Source organism: Synechococcus lacustris Maggiore-St4-Slac (assembly GCF_024345595.1).
GTDB lineage: Bacteria > Cyanobacteriota > Cyanobacteriia > PCC-6307 > Cyanobiaceae > Synechococcus_D > Synechococcus_D lacustris.
This window is the reverse complement of the sequence record NZ_JAGQBK010000004.1, coordinates 110327-130127: the sequence shown is the minus strand read 5'-3', so window position 1 is coordinate 130127 and position 19801 is coordinate 110327. Positions and strand designations below refer to the sequence as shown.

General features: G+C 50.7%; 15 protein-coding genes and 1 pseudogene. 7 read left to right on the top strand and 9 right to left on the bottom strand.

Translation table 11 applies throughout. The annotated features are described in order from the left end of the window. Positions 1-30 precede the first annotated feature (30 nt). A complete protein-coding gene (locus KBY68_RS04845; RefSeq protein ID WP_106499953.1) occupies positions 31-501 on the bottom strand; it encodes a Ycf51 family protein in 471 nt (156 codons plus the stop codon). Here KBY68_RS04845 and KBY68_RS12300 point away from each other — a divergent pair. Genes KBY68_RS12300 through folB form a run of 4 tightly spaced genes read left to right on the top strand, consistent with a single transcriptional unit; the run spans position 467 to position 7436 of the window. Beyond that, on the top strand, positions 467-4759 hold the full coding sequence (locus tag KBY68_RS12300) for a translocation/assembly module TamB domain-containing protein (RefSeq protein WP_255096113.1): 4293 nt from the start codon (positions 467-469) through the stop codon (positions 4757-4759). The two genes, KBY68_RS04845 and KBY68_RS12300, sit on opposite strands and share 35 nt — an antisense overlap. A 44-nt stretch (positions 4760-4803) precedes the next feature. Further along, positions 4804-5721, top strand: a complete 918-nt coding sequence (locus tag KBY68_RS04835; RefSeq protein WP_255096112.1) for an ROK family protein — start codon at positions 4804-4806, stop codon at positions 5719-5721. A 31-nt stretch (positions 5722-5752) separates the two neighbouring features. Next, positions 5753-7075: a glutamate-5-semialdehyde dehydrogenase gene (locus KBY68_RS04830; protein ID WP_255096111.1), complete on the top strand. Its 1323-nt coding sequence runs from the start codon at positions 5753-5755 to the stop codon at positions 7073-7075. Positions 7076-7079: 4 nt separating this feature from the next. Then, positions 7080-7436 (top strand): dihydroneopterin aldolase, encoded by a 357-nt coding sequence (gene folB, locus KBY68_RS04825; RefSeq protein ID WP_255096110.1) that lies wholly within the window; start codon positions 7080-7082, stop codon positions 7434-7436. On the opposite strand, the gene KBY68_RS04820 is transcribed toward folB, so the two are convergent. From KBY68_RS04820 to thrS, 5 genes and pseudogenes are all read right to left on the bottom strand, one after another. After that, positions 7433-9526 carry a M3 family metallopeptidase gene (locus KBY68_RS04820; protein ID WP_255096108.1) on the bottom strand — a complete coding sequence of 698 codons (2094 nt, stop codon included), beginning with the start codon at positions 9524-9526 and terminating at the stop codon, positions 7433-7435. The genes folB and KBY68_RS04820 overlap by 4 nt on opposite strands. A 4-nt stretch (positions 9527-9530) precedes the next feature. Next, positions 9531-11078 (bottom strand): NAD(P)H-quinone oxidoreductase subunit 4, encoded by a 1548-nt coding sequence (locus KBY68_RS04815; protein WP_255096107.1) that lies wholly within the window; start codon positions 11076-11078, stop codon positions 9531-9533. Between the two features lie 36 nt (positions 11079-11114). Next, a complete protein-coding gene (gene thrB / locus KBY68_RS04810; RefSeq protein ID WP_255096106.1) occupies positions 11115-12092 on the bottom strand; it encodes a homoserine kinase in 978 nt (325 codons plus the stop codon). A 13-nt stretch (positions 12093-12105) separates the two neighbouring features. Next, positions 12106-13143: a glucokinase gene (glk, locus tag KBY68_RS04805; protein ID WP_255096105.1), complete on the bottom strand. Its 1038-nt coding sequence runs from the start codon at positions 13141-13143 to the stop codon at positions 12106-12108. Between the two features lie 35 nt (positions 13144-13178). Further along, positions 13179-14951, bottom strand: a pseudogene (gene thrS / locus KBY68_RS04800) (threonine--tRNA ligase); the annotation flags it as partial. A gap of 124 nt (positions 14952-15075) precedes the next feature. Here thrS and KBY68_RS04795 point away from each other — a divergent pair. Beyond that, positions 15076-15540, top strand: coding sequence for an NINE protein (locus tag KBY68_RS04795; protein ID WP_255096103.1), 465 nt, complete (start codon positions 15076-15078; stop codon positions 15538-15540). Positions 15541-15653: 113 nt separating this feature from the next. Beyond that, positions 15654-16346: an N-acetylmuramoyl-L-alanine amidase gene (locus KBY68_RS04790; RefSeq protein ID WP_255096102.1), complete on the top strand. Its 693-nt coding sequence runs from the start codon at positions 15654-15656 to the stop codon at positions 16344-16346. Between the two features lie 17 nt (positions 16347-16363). Here KBY68_RS04790 and trpS read toward each other — a convergent pair whose 3' ends face one another. From trpS to KBY68_RS04775, 3 genes are read right to left on the bottom strand one after another with little or no spacing between them, the layout of a single operon-like run. Next, a complete protein-coding gene (trpS, locus tag KBY68_RS04785) occupies positions 16364-17374 on the bottom strand; it encodes a tryptophan--tRNA ligase (RefSeq protein ID WP_255096101.1) in 1011 nt (336 codons plus the stop codon). Further along, positions 17374-17868: a DUF8668 family protein gene (locus KBY68_RS04780; RefSeq protein WP_106500190.1), complete on the bottom strand. Its 495-nt coding sequence runs from the start codon at positions 17866-17868 to the stop codon at positions 17374-17376. The genes trpS and KBY68_RS04780 overlap by 1 nt, the downstream gene beginning before the upstream one ends. Positions 17869-17925: 57 nt before the next feature. Then, a complete protein-coding gene (locus KBY68_RS04775; RefSeq protein WP_133165196.1) occupies positions 17926-18399 on the bottom strand; it encodes a hypothetical protein in 474 nt (157 codons plus the stop codon). 85 nt (positions 18400-18484) lie between these two features. On the opposite strand from KBY68_RS04775, the gene KBY68_RS04770 reads away from it, so the two are divergent. Beyond that, positions 18485-19783, top strand: a complete 1299-nt coding sequence (locus KBY68_RS04770) for a YcjF family protein (RefSeq protein ID WP_255096100.1) — start codon at positions 18485-18487, stop codon at positions 19781-19783. The last annotated feature ends 18 nt before the right edge of the window (positions 19784-19801 follow it).

Genomic DNA, 19801 nt, shown 5'->3' with positions numbered 1-19801 from the left:
CCAAGCGGTTCCCCTTGGCTGGTTGCAGTGTCAGTTCTCTGGCTGGGTAACCAACCCTGTTTTTAGATCGCGAATCGCTTCCCCTAAAACCACTGGTTTGCTGCTGCCATCAGCCTGATCTTGCAAGCTACGCAATTTCACATGAACTAAGCCATCACCACTATTTCGACCACTGCCGCGCAGGTTTGTGGCTAGTTGTTGCAGGGTGGGCTGCACCGCTTCTTTAGGGAAATCAGCGCCGGCTGCTGCAACAACCAAATCGCTGCCGTTGTCGTAAACAACCGGCACATAAAGGGCCCCTTCCACCTTGAGCCTCGGGCTGTAGCTGATGGCAAAAGCAGCGCAACCCAAAGCTAAAAGCAAGGTGAAACTCGTTACACCCACTAAACGAAAGCGGATAGCCCAACCTTTCCAAAAGCCGATCGCTGTGGTTAAACCGATAAAAGCCGCTGCGATGCCTATCCAGGTGCCTGCTTTTAGTAGCAGTGGATCAGCGGCCATTGATACCCATGAATCAAATCTGGTTAAACCTTATATTGCGCCAAACCTGGAAGAAATCACCGCCGCCATGGGGGGATTGATCCAGCGGGTCGTAGGCCCATTTAGCTTGCTGGGGCTGCTTAGCATCGCCGGCTGTGGTGTTGCCCCTTTCTCTGGGGACAGCAAAACAGCTGCCTGGCACCGTCAGCTGGAATTCTGGCTTGAAAGGGGCCTTGCCCACCCCGTTGATTTGGGGCCATTTCAAGGCATCGGCCCCGCTGGAATCGGCTTCGGACCAACCCGGGTAGGCCCCAGTGGCCTGGATAGCTCAACCATGGCTGCCCAGCAGGTTTGGTTACTGCCGGATCTGCTTAAAAGCTGGCAGCAACGGGAACTTGTTTTGCAGATTGGTTTAAGCAACTACCAACTGCATTTGAATCGCAATAGGGATGGTTCCTATTGGGTTTTTCCCCGGGGGCGAGGCAAAGCACCACGCCTGAGATTGCAACTTAAATTGCTCAATTCGGCGCGCCTAGCGCTTGATAGGGGGGGCCAGTGGAGTGCCAGCCAAGGCCAGTTAGATCTTGATTTGCCAAATCGCAAGCTAGATCTTCATGCCCACTTATGGCCTGGCATTAGGCCAATTTCGAATAAACAATCGTTTGCACCGCTTCGTTTAAAACTTAGAAATCATTGGGGCGAAGGGGGCAACCTGCAGCTGCAACTGGCCCTGCAGCAATTACCTCTAAAACCGATCAATGCCTTTTTGCCAAGTTTTGCAAGGGGAAAAGTGCATGGTTCTAGCAGCGGCTTATTGCTGTTAAACCGTCGCAACGGCCGCTGGCAGTGCTGGGGCCCATTGGGGCTTGAGCGCTTTTCATTCCAATTGGGCGATCCTCTGCAGGCCAAAAACTTGAAATTGGTTTGCAAAGGGGAGGAATTGGTTTTAGCCCCGGCCCCGTGGCAGTGGGCCGCTTGGCGCGGCGATCTCGCTGGCAACCTGCGCTGGAATCAACCGAGCAAATTGCGATTTGCCCTGGCGGGCCACCTGGAGAGCAGCTCTGCAATTCCAAAGCTGAAGCTGCTTGCTGCTTTGGAGGGATCTGGAAGCAAGTGGCGGCTGCAAAGGTTTTCCGCTGTGGCCCCAACCAAGCCAGCTGGTTACTCGCTTTTAAGTGGCCGTGGAGGTTTAGATGCTGGTAGATGGTGGCTCTCAAGCCCGAGCATCACCTGGGCAAGCACTTTTAGGGGCAATCTCAAGGCAAGTGGTAAAGGCTTTGGCCATGGAAGTTTGAAAAGCCTTGGCGGAAACTTTGCTTTTGCCGTTCCCCGCCTCAAGGATCCTTTGCGGGGCAGCTACAGCTGGCGGGCAGGAAGATTGGAGGTGTTGGCGAATGGACCATTCCGAATCAATGGCTATTGGCAACCCAAAAAAGGTATGCCCCTCGCCAAAGGCGCAGTGGCTGGGCTCATTTCGCTAGATCGCTTTAATTTGCAAAAATTAAGCCCAAATCAACAGTTTGCTGGCTTTTTAAATGCCACTGCCGAGCTGAGCGGCAGCCTCCAAAAACCAGTTTTGCAGGGAAAGCTATTGCTGCAAAATCCCGCCTATGGGCCCCTACAGCTGCCGGGTGAATGGAGCGGAAAGTGGCAACAAAACAATTTTTGGTTGCGTTCAGGATCTGGATTGATCACTGGCAACTGGCGGGCTGGGGCACTGCAAAATCTCAGCTGGCAACAAGGCCCAGGTGAATTGCGGCTGGTTGCCGCCGCCGCTGGTTACCGCTGGTGGGCGCAGCAATGGCCTTTAGAACCCCTGCGGTGGCAGCTACGGGGGCGCAAGCCGTTGTTGTTTGGCGGCTTCCTTACGGGCAGTGGCAATCTGGAGAGGGCGCCTTTTTCCTTGGCGGGTTCTGCCATTTGGCAACGGCCAGCCATCGCCCTATGGCGCGGAAAATCAATTGTTCTCAGCGGTAAATTACGCAGCCCTGGCTATGCCATCAAGGCAAACTTGGATTCAGGTGATGGTGCTGAAGTAAGCCTGATTGCAAAAGGTGCAATTGCCGGTCAATTAGATCTACAGGCGCGGGGGCGTCGCCTACAGCCAAAGGCGATTTGGAACCTCTGGCAAAGCTTTAGTCAACCGCTAAATAAGTTTGGTCAAGGCAAGGCTGTTGATCTGCTTGGCCTTGATATTGCAACCCTAGGGGAAAACCTGGATGGTCAATTGCTGTTGTTGCGCCAGGCTGAAGCTCAAGTTGCTGCGGCGCGCAGCGTTGATTCAGGCAATGGCCGCACTTCCCCGGAGGCCCTGCGGGGCCTGATGGATGCCGATATCAGTTTGCGGGGACCCAACACCAGGCAATTAAATCTCTCTGCTGCTGCCCGGGGGCAGATCTGGCTTGAGGCTCAGAACTTTGATAAGCCGCTGCAATTGCAACCCTTTGTGGTTTCTATTCAGGGCCAGGGGAGTGGTGATTTCAGCTTTAGTGGCTTGCCCATTGGCTTGATTGCCCTGCTTACGCCAGTGCCATCGGGTTTGCGCGGTGCCCTCAGCGGTAGGGGGAAGTGGAGCAGTGGCAAGGCTGATCAAGGTATCCAGGTGGAACTTGCACTTGAGCAAGGCATGTTGCGCAACCAAGTGCTGCGGCTTGAGCGGGGCCGAATTGAATTAAAAAATAAGCTTTTGGATTTGGATCTTGCCCTCAGGGGCGGCGCCGCCAGCAGCAGTATCGACCTAAGCGGTCGGCTACCCCTAAACCCAACGCAGGAGGGAATGGAACTCCGTCTTTCAAGTAGAAACGACGGTTTGATATTCCTTGCGGCCCTACTCAAAAGCACCATGGAATGGCGTGAGGGTTCGGCAGATCTTCAGTTATTGGTGCGTGGTAGCCGTCAAAAACCGATTGCCAACGGTTTTATTCGCCTTCGCGACGCGGAAATTAAGGTGGCGGGCCAAACATTAAATAAGCTGCAAGCGGCCTTGTTTTTTGATTTTAAACGGCTGGTTATTGAAGAGTTTAGCGCCTCTGTTGGCAGCGGAAATATCGAAGCTAAAGGTAGTTTGCCTTTAATTAATATCTCCGATCAAAGTGATCCCAAAGGAGTTAAAATTGGCTTTAATAATGTTCCTATTCAACAGCAAAACCTCAGGCTGCGTAGCGATGGAGAGCTATTACTTACTGGCACTTTACTTAAGCCCGAACTTGGAGGTGAGCTCGCTCTGAGCAATGGTCGATTGCAACTGGCAGCAACCCAGTTGGCTGGAGCTAATGGCAAAAAAATACCGCTAGAGCAAAGGTTGCCAGAAATCAAATGGCAATTTCAGCAACCGCTGGTGTTGCTAGGCCCAACTGTTGAATCAAGTTCTGGGGTGGCACTGCGCCAAGCCATTCCTGCATTTGGGATCTTGAAATTAAAAGATTTACGCTTAACTCTTGGGCCTGATCTACGCATAACAGCTCCGCCGGTTGCAGATTTTAGTTTGGCTGGTTTAGTTAGTTTAAATGGCATCTTGGGACCAGATATTCAACTTTCTGGGGTGGTACGACTATTGCAGGGCAGGATCAATGTATTTACCAGCAGTTTGCGCCTTGATAACAACAGCCCAAACGTGGCGGTTTTCACCCCATCCCTTGGGCTTATTCCTTACCTCGATTTAGCCCTAACAACAAGGGTTTCTGATCAGGTGCGCAGTGGTGAGCGGGCGGGCCCCCAGAGCGGTGATCAATTACAGGGCAGCTATTCAAATCTTGATCGCCTTAACTTAGTAAAAGTGCTTGTGAAGGTTCAAGGCCCAGCGGATCGCATCGGCGACAACCTTGAATTGCGTAGTTTTCCCCCACTGCCGCGGGAGCGTTTGATCGCCCTTTTGGGTGGTAATTCCTTGGCTGGTTTGGCCGGGGGGGATGCGGGCACGGCATTGGTAACGGTTTTAGGTCAAACCCTGCTCACACCTGTTGTTGGTGGTTTTTCTGAACTGCTGGGTCAAAGGCTCAACGTGGCTTTATACCCAGCTTTCCTTGATCCATACGTAGCTAATTCCACTAGCTCCACCAGCAGTAATCGAAGGGTGCCATCCAAATTGGTGCTCGGTTCAGAGGTGGGTTTGGATATTACGGATCGAATTAATTTATCTGTATTGGCAGCGCCTAATCGCAGCGACATTCCCCCAGAGGCCACCTTGCGCTTCCAAGCCACCGACAACTTAGGTTTACAGGGGTCCTTTGACCAACAGGGCCGCTGGCAAAGCCAGGTTCAATTATTTTTCCGCTTCTAAGTGCAATTTTGTTCTTTCCCTACTAAAGCTATTTGGAGGAGCTGATGATTGGAATCAGGCAAAATCAAGCTCAATTGATCGGTGTTGATGTTGGTGGCACTGGTTTGAAATTAGCTCGCTTTAATCAAGCTGGTGATTTGCTTGCTGAACTAAACCAACCAACTCCATCCCCAGCTACACCGGAAGCCATATGTTCTAAGTTAATAGAAATGATTCATCAGTTAGATCCTGAGCATCAAGCTTCAGTTATTGGCGTTGGTATCCCAGGACCAATTGATGGCACAGGCAGAATCGCCCGTATATGTATTAATTTACCCGGTTGGCAGGATGTGCCTCTGGCCGATTGGTTGGAAACAAAATTAAATCTACCTGTGGTGCTCGGAAATGATGGTAACTGCGCCGTATATGGTGAACATTGGAGGGGGGCTGGTAAAGGATTTGATGATCTTGTGTTGCTTACTTTAGGTACAGGAGTTGGTGGCGGGGTAATAATTGCTGGCCAATTATTTCTGGGTTGTAATGGTGCGGCGGTGGAGCCTGGCTTAATTGGTCTTGATCCCAATGGCCCAGCTTGCAATAGTGGCAATAATGGCTCCATTGAAAGCTTTTGCAGTATTTCTGCCCTCACAAAAGCAAGCGGCCACGCCCCAGCTGAGTTATCCAGATTGGCTGCCACCGGTGATCAAAGTGCCCTGGCTGCCTGGCACCGTTATGGCGCTTTGCTTGGTTGTGGCATCAGCTCTTTGATTTATTGCTTCACTCCCCAGCGGCTGCTTTTAGGCGGTGGCCTGAGTGCTGCTTTTCCCTATTTCGCCCCCGCCCTAAAGGCTGAGGTGCAGCGCCGGGTTTTAGCTCCTAGCCGCGAGGGTTTAGCGATCTTGCCCGCCGCCTTAGGTAATGGGGCTGGTCGCCTTGGGGCGGCTCGGCTGGCGCTCAACAAACTGCTCACCCCTGGGCAGTGATGATATTTGCAAGAAAAAATCCAAAGCAGCCATGGCTCCAGCCCTAAGCAATCCGATTGCAAACCCCAGCCCTGAACTATTGGCTAGGGCTGCAAGCCTTAGGCGCCATGCCCTTGTTCTGGCCCGCTGCAGCAATGCCGAAAGGCAGCAGGCCCTATTTGCGATGGCCGATTCCCTTGAACTGCATGGGGAAACGATCCTTAAGGCAAATGCTGAGGATCTAACTGCTGCTGCGGCAGAGGAATTGGCACCGGCTTTGCTGGCGAGGCTAAAGCTGGATCGAGCCAAGTTAGATGCTGCGATAGCAGGGGTTAGGCAATTGGCCGGCTTGTCGGATCCCCTCGGTTGCCGCCAGTTGCATCGAGCTTTGGATGATGGGCTTTTATTGGAGCGGGTGAGTGTTCCGCTCGGTGTTTTAGGGGTGATATTTGAAGCTCGACCCGATGCTGTTATTCAAATTGCAGCCCTTGCGATTCGATCTGGTAATGGGGCAATCCTTAAAGGCGGTAGAGAAGCGATTGCAAGTTGCGCAGCAATTATGCAGGCGTTGCAGGATGGTTTGCAACGATCAGTGGTAGATCCCAATGCGCTTGCATTGCTCACCAGTAGGGAGGAAAGTCTTGCCCTATTAAAACTCGATGGCTTGGTTGATTTGATAATTCCGCGCGGGTCTAATGAATTGGTTCGTTTTATTCAAGACAACACCCGCATTCCTGTTTTAGGCCATGCGGATGGGGTGTGCCATTTATATATTGATCGCATAGTAGATATTAATCAAGCCGTAGCTATTACATTAGATAGTAAAACGCAATATCCAGCTGCTTGCAATGCATTGGAAACCCTTCTAGTTCATCGAGAGGTGGCAGCTGATTTCCTTCAGGCGGCGGTGCCAGCTCTGCTGCAAGCTGGGGTGGAATTGCGGGGTGATTCTGAAGCGCAACGCCATGGTGTTGGCAAGGCTGCTCAAGAGTTTGATTGGAGTGAGGAATATTTAGATTTAATCCTTGCCATACGAGTGGTGCCTGATTTTGAAACGGCCCTAGCCCACATAGAGCGTTATGGCTCCCGTCATACAGATGCCATTTGCAGCAGTGATGCCAATACAGCTGAACAATTTCTTGCCAGGGTTGATAGCGCTGGTGTGTATCACAATTGTTCAACTAGATTCGCCGATGGATTTCGTTATGGCTTTGGCGCAGAGGTTGGCATAAGTACCCAAACAATGCCTCCAAGGGGACCCGTTGGCCTAGAGGGTTTGGTTACCTATCGCTATAGGTTGCGCGGAAGCGGCCAAGTGGTTAGCTCCTATAGCAGCGGCGAAAGCAAATTTAAACATCAAGATTTAGCACTTTAAGTAAATGAATGATGCCGTTATTATCCGTGGGCTTCGGCTTTGGGCCCATGTGGGGGTTCTCGAATGGGAACGTAAATATGGCCAATGGTTTGAGTTGGATATCAACCTATATTTACCCCTAGCAGCGGCTGGGGAAAATGATGATCTAACAAAAACGCTTAACTATGCAGATGTGATTGAATCGATAAGGCAACTTGCTAGGCAAATAAATTGCCAAACAATTGAATGCTTTTCGGAGCAAGTAATTAAAACTATTGATTCAATTTATGGAGTGATGCCATTCGAAATAGAACTGCGGAAGTGCAATGCGCCAATAGCAGGTTTTAACGGTTGCGTAGCCGTGCGCCGGCGCCGTGATTAATGGGTTAACCCCGAATGTTTTAGTAGGGCAGCAGCGCAGGGGGGGCGACCACGAAATTGCTCAAAAATCTCTTGGGGCGCTCTGCTACCCCCAAGGCTTAAAACCGTTGCGCGAAAGCGTCTGCCAGTTGCTTGTAGGGCGACTTCATTCTCTAAGCCCACCTCTTCAAAGGCAGCAAAGGCATCGGCACTTAATACCTCTGCCCATTTATAACTGTAATAACCAGCGGAATAACCACCAGCAAAGATATGCCCAAAGCTGCAAAGCATTGCATCTTCTTCAAGTGGCGGTAACAAGGTTGTATTTAAAGCAATTTGCCGCCGCATTTGCTCAGGGCTAACGCCAGAATCAGCGCGCCAATGGGCATGTAAATGGAGGTCTGTTAAGGCGAGATGCACCTGCCTTAGGGTGGCGGCACCAGCCATGAAATTGCGGGCCTTAAATAGTTTTTGGCGTTCCTGATTCGGTAATGGTTCACCGCTTTGCCAATGGCGAGCAATGGAATTAAGCGTTTTTTCTTCGTAGCACCAGTTCTCCATGAATTGGCTTGGCAATTCAACGGCATCCCACTCAACACCGTTTATGCCGGCTGCTTCCGGTTGCTCCACAGTTGTGAGCATATGCTGTAAGCCGTGGCCGAATTCATGAAATAGGGTTTCAACTTCATTGAAGGTCATCAAGCTAGGGGTTTCACCTACCGGTGGGCTTTGATTGCAAATTAAATAGGCAACTGGTAATACTATTTCGCCTTCACTATTACGCTGCCGACCTAAACATTCATCCATCCAGGCTCCACCACGTTTACTACCTGGCCTGCTGTAGGGGTCGAGGTAGAAGGAGGCCAGTTGGCTACCTGTATCGGCCTCAAACACTTTGAAGTAGCGCACATCTTGGTGCCAAATGGGCGCTTGGCCATCGGCTATTTCAATTCGAATTGCAAAGATCCTTTCGCAGAGGGCAAACAATCCATCTAGTACCTGGGGCAGGGGAAACCACGGGCGTAATGCTTCACTATCTAGGTTGAAACGTTCCTGCCTTAACTTTTCACTTAAATAGCTCATATCCCAGGCTTCTAGCTTGGTTTTATTCGGAGCCAATGCCATTAATTCAGCCAACTCCTGCTTGCCAAATTCAATGCTTGGATTCCTTAAATCCTCCAATAGCCCCTCTACTGCCGCAACAGATGGAGCCATTTTGGTTGCAAGGCTCACCTCTGCCCAATTTGCATAGCCAAGTAATTCGGCTTTCTGTTGACGTAATTTAAGGATTTCAGATGTTAATTGTTGATTGTTGTTTGGTTCAGTGGCTGCCCTGCTAATAAAAGCCCTATATAATTTTTCCCTGAGTTGCCTCGATTCACTAAATTGCATAAATGGTCCATAGCGCGGTTGATCTAAACCCAATAGCCATGGTCCATTATTTGCATTGGCATCAGGATGGTCTTTTTCACGGGCAGCTTGAGCTAAAAGTTCTCTTAAGCTATGGGGACAGCCTGCAATTTGACTCTCATCCGTTAGTAATAAGCTCCAATTTGCAGTGCTATCAAGCAGATTATTGCTAAAACTTGTGGCAAGCGCACTCAATTGTTCGCTTAACTGATTAAATATCTCCTGTTGATCTGCTGCTAAACCCACACCCCTCAGCCGCATTCCGAGTAATTCAGATTTGATAATACGTTTTTGGCAATTATCTAAACTTTCATCTTGTTGTTCAAGGGCTAATAGGGCCCGATAAATGGGTTTTGATTGGGCAATACGGCTAGAGAATTGCACCACCGCTGCTTGATTTTGCTGATGGGCCTCCCGCAGGCTTGGGTTATTGCACACCCCCAACAGGTGACAAACCAAACCCCAACTCCACCTAAGCCTTTCGCCCAGCTGCTGCAGTGGAGCCATCAACTGGTTCCATTGAAGAATATTTCCAGCCTTTTCTTCGGCTTCAATCAAAAGTTCTAGCGAATCAAGCTGCTCTTTTAAATCCAGCAGCAGGGCTGGGATGCCTTCGTTTACTTGGGAAGCATCAATCGCATCGAATTGAGGTAAGCCCTTGCCTTTTAGGAGTTCTAAGTTGGCTAATTCAGCAACGGTCATGGGCTCAGCCGATGGCGGATGACATTTCTAGTAGGGCCACAAGGGAGCTGTGGATTTGGGCGGAGATTGCGTCTGTGGTGGCGTCGTATATGCCGCTGGCAAGGCGGGGCCAAAAGCCGATCATGAGAGTTGGCACCACCAACACAAGTGCAATCGTTAATTCCCTCGGGTTCATGTCGCCAAGAGTTGCAAGGGCTGGGATACGGGGTCCAAAAAATACTCTTCTGCACATACTTAATAAATACATTGGCGTTAGGATTAAGCCAATTGCAGATAAAACAATAGTTATCACCCTAAAGCCTATGGTAAAGCTATCATTACTTGTTATACCTAGAAACACTGTTATTTCACTCACAAAGCCACTCATTCCAGGTAGGGCTAATGAGGCAAGGCAAGTAATTAGAAATAATGCAAATGTAATTGGCAGAACCTTTGCCAGTCCACCCATGTTTGGAATTGATAATGTTTTAGTGCGTTCATAAAAAACACCAGTAACAAAAAATAAGCCCGCTGCTATCAAGCCATGGCTGATCATTTGCAGCATCGCTCCGTTCAAACCCAAATCATTAACAGCCGCAACTCCTAGAAGCACAAATCCCATGTGGCTCACAGAGCTGCAGGCAATGCGCCTTTTCACATTGTCTTGCCCGAATGCATTCAGGGCTCCATACACAATATTTACAATTCCCAGCACCATTAAGGCTGGCGCTAATTTTAGATGGGCTTCCGGCAACATCTGCACATTAAAACGGAGAATCGCATAGCCACCCATTTTCAGTAGCACCCCAGCAAGGAGCATTGAAACAGGGGCATTGGCCTCACCGTGGGCATCTGGCAGCCAGGTATGCAAGGGAAATATAGGAAGTTTTACGCCAAATCCAATTAAAAACCCAAGGTAGCAAAGTAAACCAAAATTACCGCTATAACTGCGTTGTGATAGTTCTTGTAAATTCAAGGTGAATCCCTCACCATGAAAAGCTAGAGCAAGGCCGCTAATTAGTATTAGTAATGATGCAGTTGCGGTGTAGAGAATGAATTTTGTAGCTGCATATTGTCTTTTTTGTCCGCCCCAGATTGCGATTAGTAGATATACTGGCACCAGTTCAAGTTCCCAGGCCAAGAAGAACAAGAGAAAATCTTGGGATAAAAACACAACCGCTTGGGCTGATGCCTGGGCCAAAAGAAGGGCGAAATAGAGCCTTGGCTTGAGTTCGATCTTCCAGCTCGCTGCCACCGTAAGCATCGTTACGAGGCCGCTGAGCAAAACCAGCGGTGCTGAAACTCCATCGGCGGCCAAAGACCATTGCAGGCCCATGGCAGGCAGCCAGTTAATGCGCTCCACCAACTGCAAGCTGCCCAAGGTTGGATCGAAATGGCGCCAAAAGGACCAAATCATCAAGCCAAGGTCGGCTAGCAGGGTGCTTAAAGCCACCCACCTACAGCTCTTTTGCCAGCCCGCCGGCAATAGGGCCAAAATCAGCACGCCCGCCAGAGGCAGCAACACGATCAGGCTTAGATCCAACGTTTGCCACCAGCACCGGGCAGTGGCCAACCTACCAGTTTGACCTCACCAGCTGAGTAGTTCTACTCAGCTAATTTCTGCGGCGTTGCTCCAACTGCTGCCACCTTTTTGCAGGGGCAGGATTTCTGTTCTTGCACCCACTCCCCGTTCTTCCCAGCTTTTTGCCATTGCCTCGGCCACCAAAACAGCTTTTTCTGGTGGGCATAGGGCCAACAAGCTAGGACCAGCTCCACTGATTACGCAGCCCCATGCTCCTGCGCCCATGGCGGCCTTCCGCACCTCGGTGCCCCCTTGGATCAGGGGCCAGCGGTAGGGCTCGTGCAGGCGATCGTGCATGCCATCGGCAATTAAATCGCCATTGCCCGTGCGTAAACCTTGCAGTAGCAGGGTTAGCGAGCCCAGATTCGCAACAGCATCTGGAATGCCGATGTGTTTTGGCATTGCCCGGCGGGCATCTGCTGTGGAAAGGCGGATTGTGGGAATTGCTACCACCGCTTGAACCGTGGGATGCCAGTCGCAGCGCACCACCCGCCAGCGGTGGGATGCCGCCCTGGCCGTTAGGCATAAACCCCCAAGCAAAGACGGCACAACATTGTCGGGATGGCCCTCAATGTCGATTGCTAATTCAAGTAGTTTTTCTTTGCCTAAGGGTTCCCCCATCAAGGCGTTTGCCCCCATTAAGCCGGCCACAATCGCGGTGGCACTGCTGCCCAAGCCCCTAGCTGGAGGAACCGCCAGGTGAACCCTTGCCTCCAAGGCCATGGGCTCCATGCCCACCTCTCGCCATACCCGTTGGGCTGAACGGTAAACAAGGTTGTCTGGGCCTCCGCGCAGATGGGAGCCATCGCTGCTCTCGATCACCAGTTCAAATCGCCCGCCACCTCCCTCCAGCACGGTGAGTTGAAACCTGTTGCCCAATTCCAGGGCTGCACCAAGGCAATCAAAGCCAGGGCCCAGATTTGCGGTTGTGGCTGGCACATTCACCAACACAGCCTCCCCTATTTTTGGTTGGGATGGCGCTGCCCTATGGCCGTTCGCCTCCATGGCGATTCCTCTGCTAGGCGCACTCTGCCAGCACCCGTGCCCTGCAGGCAGCGCTGAACAAACCGGCATCTGAATCAACCAGGGCTTTTACAGGCAGATTTCCTACAAATTCACTGAAGCGTCCCTTTTTCGCCATGGCGCTAAGGAAAGCCTGCGACTTCAAACCATCCAGTTGTTTATTGGCGGTGCCACCACCAACCCATAAACCGCCAGAAGCCATTTCATGAACAGCTAGGTCGCCGGCTGCAGAGCCGTAGGCGCCAAGCCAAATCTCTTGGGCACGGCTGGCTATGGGCCCCCCATTGGCAGCTTGTTTGGCCACAAGGGCTGGAAGATCGGGGCGATTGGGGCTGCCGGGGGGAAGATCCCGCCAGGCCTTAGCTGCTTCAGAAAGGGGGAAATGCTCTTCTACTGCGCCGCAGTGCTCAAGCCAGAGATAAATAAGGCCAAGGCCTGTGCCACTCACCACCCTTTCCACCGAGAGGCGATCAACTCCTAGGTGCTTGCGCAACCAGCCCTCCAAGAGAATTTCATCGCTATTTCGCGGTGCAAATTCCCGATGGCCCCCCTCACTTGCAAGGGATAACAGCTCACCATGATGTTGAAAACCCCTTGCCATTCCGAGCCCGGTGCCGGCGCCGATGATGGCGATCGGGCCATTTGGATCTGCACTGCCCACCTGAATGGTTACTTGTTGCTCACTGTTCAAATGGGGTAGGCCATAAACCAAAACGGCAAAATCATTAACCAACTCCAGTTGCGCTAAGCCACTACTGGTTGCCAATTCCTGTTGATCGAGGTCCCAGGCCAGGTTGGTGATTGTGGCTTTGCCGTGCTGCACTGGCCCGGCCACGGCAATACAGGCTGCATCTACGCGCAAACCAGTTTTTAGCTGTTCGCCAAGAAAGGTTTGCAGCATTGGCAGCAGGTGGGGCCATTCAGCTGAACCGAAGCGCTTTTGAGTGAGGCAATTGAGTTGATTACCCGTTGATTCATAAAGGGCCAGGAGGGTTTTTGTACCCCCCAGATCACCAGCTAATAAAAGCGACATAAAAAATTTTTGTTCGTTACTAAACTAATGCTTATCTATGCTGTAAAAGTTAAATTTGAGTTTCGTTTGTGATTGGCCTCTTGGGCAGCAGCCAATAAATTTGTTTTTGAAACAATTCCTAGGTCCCCCTGGCGTCTACTGCGCAAGCTAAGGCTTTGCTGTTCCGCCTCCTGAATGCCAATAACAGCAAGAACAGGAATCTTTTGTTGTTCGCCATTCCTGATTAATTTCCCAAGGCGCTCTCCGCTTCTATCGATTGTGCTGCGAATCCCCGCCTTCTGAAATTCAGCCTGGATCGCTTCGGCATAACCGATCACCTCATCCGTAACAGGCAGAAGGCGTATTTGTTCAGGTGCTAGCCAAAAGGGGAAATCGCCGGCATAGTTTTCGGTCATAATTCCAAAAAATCTTTCCAGGGAGCCAAATATGGCCCGGTGGATCATGATTGGCCTTTGGCGACTGCCATCGGCAGCAACATATTCCAAATCAAAACGTTCAGGTAAGTTGAAATCCAGCTGAATCGTGGAGCATTGCCACATCCTGCCGATGGCATCTTCAATCTTTAGATCAATTTTAGGGCCATAGAAGGCTCCACCACCTTCATCTACCTTGTAGCTCCATCCCTTGCGGTTTAGGGCCTCAATTAATCCGTTTGTTGCCAAATCCCAAACGGCATCATCACCGATTGATTTTTCTGGCCTTGTGGAGAGGTTGATTTCATAATTGGTGAAATCAAATGTGGATAATATTTCCTCAGTGAGATTTAGTATTTTTAATATTTCATCGCCTATTTGATTCGGTAAGCAAAAAACATGGGCGTCATCCTGGGTGAAGCCTCGCACCCGCATCAACCCATGCATTACCCCAGGCCGTTCATAGCGATATACGGTGCCAAGCTCGGCCCAGCGAATTGGTAATTCTTTATAACTTCTCAACTTACTTGCATAGGTTAGAACATGAAAAGGGCAATTCATCGGTTTCAATTGATATTCACGTTCATCCACCTGCATGGGGCCAAACATGCTTTCAGCGTAGAAATCAAGGTGTCCTGATGTTTTCCAGAGGCTGATATCAGCCACATGGGGGGTATAGAGCAACTCATAACCAGCATCAAAATGGGCGCCACGCCAAAAATCTTCGATCAGCAGGCGCATGCGAGCGCCGCGGGGATGCCAAAAAACAAGGCCAGCCCCAGCTTCATCTTCGATCGAAAAAAGTTCAAGATCCTTGCCAATGCGGCGATGGTCGCGGCGGAGGGCTTCCTGCTTACGCCTTTGGTATTCGGTTAATTGCTCTGGCGTTCTCCAGGCAGTGCCATAGATCCGCTGCAGTTGCGCTTTTGTTTCGTCGCCGCGCCAATAGGCTCCAGCAACACTTTCCAGCTCAAATGCCTTGGCATTTAATTCACCGGTGTGGGCCACATGGGGCCCGGCGCAGAGGTCCCACCAGGTATCGCCAAGGGTGTAGAGCGTTATCGGTTCCTTTAAGCCAGCAAGGATTTCAAGTTTGTAGGGCTCGTTATTGGCAATGATCTTGGCTTCCGCCTCAGCCCTTGTTACCTCAAGGCGCTGCAAAGGCAAACGCCTTGCGATGATTTTGCCCATCTCCTTTTTGATTGCTTTTAAATCCGCTTCACTGAAGGGAACCGGATTATCAAAATCGTAGTAAAAGCCAGTTTCTGTCCAAGGGCCAATCGTTACCTTTGCAGCTGGAAACAGCTGCTGCACAGCCATGGCCATCACATGGCTCATGGAATGTCGAATTTTTAATAATTCTGGGTCTTCACTGGTTTTGGGCAGGGTGAGGGGAACTTGAACCTCAGTGGTTGATTCCGGCACCTATGCAACTCCTGGCAACCTTGATCTTACGCAAGCAGATCTGGGGGGACGGGATCAGCTCTAATGGACGCAGCTTGATTTGTTGCCCCGAGCCGTGAGCCCGCTTCCTAGAACATCGATATTCCGCCAGGCCTTAATGCACAAACTGAGGCGAGTGGATATCTCCTATGCATTTTGGTGCCTGTCACTGCTGGGGGTTTGTGGTGTGCAGCGCTTCTATAACCGCCGGCCGATCAGTGGAATCATCTATTTATTCACCGCCGGCCTCTGTGGCATTGGTCAACTTCTAGATTTATTTTTGATTCCGGGCCTGGTGGATTCTGCCAATGCCCCATTGCTGCTTAAGGAGCAGCACGATCCGATCGAGCATCAATTGCTGCAGTTGGCTCGCCGCAGTGGCCCAGCTGGTTTCAGTATTAATGATGCTGTACTTGCCCTGGAGCCCAGGGGCCAAATCGATACGCTTGCGGTGCGAGCTGAGATAGATAGGCTTTTGCATGCCGATCTTTTGGATGTTTCCAATAACCATTTGGGACGTGTTGTTTACCGGGAACCTTGAAATTTTCAAACAAGTTTGGCTGGTTTCTTGCAGGATTGTTTGCTGGGGCAATCCCTTGTGTTTCGATCTTTCTCCTGGGTTTTCAGCCCGAACAGGCTCGCAAAGCCAGTGGCATGGCAGCACTTTTGGCCCCAAACCTCAAGGGGGCCGAACTTTGCCGCAAAAGTTTAGGGATAAAGGAAACTACTAGCCCTGTTGATGCAAGCAATTATGGAATACGCCGACCCTTTGATAAAGCTGGCAGGTGGGTGCCAAATAAACCAAGTTTAATTGTGCTGCATGAAACAGTTCTACCTTTAGCTGAAACACTGCAGCTCTTTGCTACGCCCCATCCGAATGATTTAAATCAGGTTAGTTACCATTTCGTTTTAGCAAGAAACGGCAGCTTATATCGTTTAGTTCCAGATGAATTACGGGCTTTTGGTGCTGGCTGGAGCGCCTGGGGTGATTTCAGCATCCGTCACAACGGTGCTAAAACTGCCTTGGCTGGCGGTTCTATAAATAATGTGGCCTTACATATTAGTTTGGTAAGCCCAAATGATGGCTCCGGTAGCGGCGATGGCCACAGTGGTTATAGCAATCCACAATATGAACAATTAGCTAAGCAGGTTTTAGTTTGGCAGTTGCGTTGGGGTATACCAATGCGCCGAATAACCAGCCATGGAGCCGTTGATCGCAGCCACACTAGAAGTGATCCGCGCAGTTTTCGTTGGCATTTATTTGATAGGGCCTGGCAGCAGGCTGCGAAACGGTGCAAAGTGCCGGCCGATTACGGAATAGATGCGATGGAAAAGATTACTAAATAGCTTATTTTAAGTAATTATTAATAAGCTAAAAATCCCATTGCTTCCCGCAGGCCAGAAATAGTTTTAGTTGCAACTTCAGTTGCTTTTTGTCTGCCCTGCTCCAAAATAATATTTAATTCAGTTGCGTCTGCAATTATCGAGTGATAATTATTTTGAACTGGCCTCAGGGCTTCAACCAATGCATCGGCAAGTAGGGGCTTGAATTTCCCCCAACCCATTGATGCACATTCGTCTAACACTGCCTGTTTTTCTAAACCGCTTATCAAAGTGTAGATACCCAAAAGATTCGAGGCTTCTGGCCGATCTGGATTGTTGATTTCAAGGCCGATTTGAGGATCGGTTTTAGCTCGTTTTATTTTCTTTATAATTACTTCGGGAGGGTCTAAAAGGTTAATGCGGGAACCTTCATTTGGGTCGCTTTTACTCATTTTGGCTGTGCCATCTGTGAGGCTCATAACGCGGGCACCCTCCTTAAGAATTAAAGGCTTCGGTACCTTGAGAATTGGTTGCTCCTCGCTGCCAAATCGACTGTTTACCCGTTGCTGTGCAATATCTCTTGCAAGCTCTAGATGTTGTTTTTGATCTTCTCCAACGGGTACTAAATCTGCATCATATAAAAGAATATCAGCGGCCATTAGAACGGGATAATCAAGCAGACCAACAGACACATTGTCGCCTTGTTTAATTGCTTTTTCCTTGAACTGAATCATCCGCTCCAGCCAGTTTAACGGCGTGAGGCAATTCAGTAGCCAACATAATTCCGAATGGGCTGCAACTTGGCTCTGAACAAATACCGTTGCTTTGCTTGGGTCTATGCCGCAGGCCAAATAAAGAGCAGCGGTGTTGAGTGTGTCTGCTGCTAATTTTTTTGGGTCATGGGGAACTGTGATCGCATGAAGGTCTACAACACAAAAAAATGTGTCGTGGCTATTTTGCAAATCTACCCAGTTGCGTATTGCCCCAAGCCAATTGCCTAGATGCAAACTACCGGTAGGTTGAACGCCAGAGAGAACCCTGGGTTTTGTCATTAGCTTTCTACTGTAGTTTCTGATTCAGGCGTACTCTCTTCGCTAGGAGTTTCCTCGCTTATTTCTTCAGCCACAGATTCTTCAACCTCTGGTTCTTCAACTTCAACAACTGGTTTGCTCGGGCGAGCGAAGGGATCTGGCTTTGGTGCCCTTTCTACCCTCTCCTCCCTCTCCCCCCTCTCAGCTCTTACACCCCTGTCCCTGGGTTCTCCCCGCTCGTTTCGCTCCCGTGGCTGCTGTTGTTGGGCCTCCACAAGCTCGGATAGGGCGCCCTGCTCGAGGAGCTGGGCAACCGTGCGCAATGCAAAACCCAATACTGCAACCGTTGAACGCAGCTGGAAAGCATCTTGAATGGTGCGTGCCGCCCGTAGTTCGTTGTCGCTTAGGCGAATGCGAAAACCACCACCACCACCATCACGGCGATCGCCACCACCTGGGCGCTCACCTCCGTCTCTTCTTTCACCGCCCCGTTGGCCCCTTTCCTGGTCGGGCATGTCGCCGTTACCGCTTGCAGCGAACCAGTTTGACCTATCGCCTGCCCCCTGTTGTTTTTAAAGCCAGTGGCATTGCAAGAGTTGGCGATCGGATCCCCTCGGCAGGATCAGTAGGGGCATGCTCAGATTGCCCTGCTCCACATTGCTGCGGTAGCGCCGCAAAAGGTTTAGGTAGCTATCTAAATTCCATAAATATTTTGGGGTTTCCTGGGCCTCCCAATAGCGCCGCAGGGCCAGGTGGCAGGCTTCGGCAGTGAATTCATCCCAACAGATCCGTTCAGCTAAATCAGGATTGTGGCCTTGATTGCGCAATTCCTGAAAACGCACCAATTCGGGAGCATGGGCGCTGGCATCCACCGGGAGGCGGCAAAGCAATTCAGCGACCTTAAGCACCTCCAATTTCAACCAGCAGCGATCTAGCAGGGGCACAGGTAGATCGGCATGCCAGTTTTTGGCCTGTTTGAGATCTTGTTGGCAGTTGTTTAACTGCTTTTGCAGCTGAGGTAGCTCGCTAAATATGGTTTTGATCACTGAAGCAAAGTGCTGAATAAAATTCAAAAAAAGCAATACCAGTTTGGCGCTTGTGGCTTAGAACTGGTAGGCGCAGTGGCAAGTGATGGCCAACTCGGTTTTCCCCATTCCCTTTCGTAACCGCCTGGCCGCTTCCGTATTGATTGGTGGTGGTTTCACCCTTGCGGGCGGAATGGTTGTTGGGGAGTTTATTCACGGATTGGGTACGCCCCTGAGCCTGGCGGCATTTGCTGGCGCTGCTGCATGGCTATTGCAGCGCAATAAAAAACCAACCGTTGGCCAATTGCCCGAAGGTGTTGATGGTATGCAAAAGCACTGCCAGAAATTAATTGAGCAATTTGAAGCCTTGGGTTTTGCCACCGGCCCGATGCAAAGCCGGCTCGATCAGATTTGCTGCCTTGCCCAACGCCCCGACAGACACGTGGTGTTGGCTGGCGCTGAAGCAACTGTTGAACAAAGCAACCAGATTTTAGCGGCATTTTCGGGATCATCAGCATTGCAATTGCACCTGGCGCAGCCGCTGCCGAGGGAATCAGTTGAATGGAATTGGCCTGAATCATTACTGCAGGCCGACCATTTGGTTTATGTGCTTTCCGGAGCACCAACCGTGGCAGATCTTCGCTGGCTTGAGGCTTTGCCGCAGGCCATGCCCACTTTGCTCTTGGCTGAGGGGGAGCTTGATTGCCTCAGGCAGTGGAGTTGTGAGTTGGGCGATAGGTGGCCCTTGCTGAGTTGTGATGGCCCATTAAAAGCAGATTTGTTACCGCTCGCCCAGCAAAAACGGCTTACCCAGTTGCGCTGTTTGAGGCAATTGAATCAGGAGTGGCAAGTGCTTTTAGAGGTTGAGCGCCGCAAACGCCTCCAACCCCTTTTGCAACGCAGCCAATGGCTTGTGGCAACGGCGGTATTCGCCTCGCCTCTGCCTTCTGCAGATCTGCTGCTGCTCGCCGTTGTTAATGGCCTTTTGCTTAAGGAAATGGCCGCCCTATGGCGTTGTGAATGGACAGCGGATCAGTTGCAAACCGCTGCCTTGGAATTGGCGCGCACTGCCATGGGCCTTGGCGCGCTTGAGTGGGGCAGCCAGGCCGTGGCTGGTTTGTTGAAATTGCACGGTGTTAGCTGGTTGGTGGGGGGCGCGATGCAGGCCCTAGCTGCGGCCTATTTCACCCGGGTTGTGGCGCGGTCGATGGCTGATTATTTAGCCCTTTCGTTGGGTGTGCCAGTGGCTGAATTAGGCAATTTGAAGCTTGAAATGCCCCTCTTGGTGGCAAAAGCTGTTGCCCAAGAAAAGCTTGATTGGCCCCAATTTGGTCAGCAAGCACGCCAATGGCTAAAGCAGCAGGCGCACCAAATGGCAATCGAGCCCCAAGTTAATCCAACTTAACGAAGTTCTGAAAATATT

Coding starts and splice junctions, on each gene's coding strand:
- KBY68_RS04790 (WP_255096102.1), top strand. CDS start 15,654: ATGGCAGCACTTTTGGCCCCAAACCTCAAGGGGGCCGAACTTTGCCGC.
- trpS (WP_255096101.1), bottom strand. CDS start 17,374: ATGACAAAACCCAGGGTTCTCTCTGGCGTTCAACCTACCGGTAGTTTG.
- KBY68_RS04835 (WP_255096112.1), top strand. CDS start 4,804: ATGATTGGAATCAGGCAAAATCAAGCTCAATTGATCGGTGTTGATGTT.
- thrB (WP_255096106.1), bottom strand. CDS start 12,092: ATGGAGGCGAACGGCCATAGGGCAGCGCCATCCCAACCAAAAATAGGG.
- KBY68_RS04770 (WP_255096100.1), top strand. CDS start 18,485: ATGGCCAACTCGGTTTTCCCCATTCCCTTTCGTAACCGCCTGGCCGCT.
- KBY68_RS04820 (WP_255096108.1), bottom strand. CDS start 9,526: ATGACCGTTGCTGAATTAGCCAACTTAGAACTCCTAAAAGGCAAGGGC.
- KBY68_RS04830 (WP_255096111.1), top strand. CDS start 5,753: ATGGCTCCAGCCCTAAGCAATCCGATTGCAAACCCCAGCCCTGAACTA.
- KBY68_RS04845 (WP_106499953.1), bottom strand. CDS start 501: ATGGCCGCTGATCCACTGCTACTAAAAGCAGGCACCTGGATAGGCATC.
- folB (WP_255096110.1), top strand. CDS start 7,080: ATGAATGATGCCGTTATTATCCGTGGGCTTCGGCTTTGGGCCCATGTG.
- glk (WP_255096105.1), bottom strand. CDS start 13,143: ATGTCGCTTTTATTAGCTGGTGATCTGGGGGGTACAAAAACCCTCCTG.
- KBY68_RS04780 (WP_106500190.1), bottom strand. CDS start 17,868: ATGCCCGACCAGGAAAGGGGCCAACGGGGCGGTGAAAGAAGAGACGGA.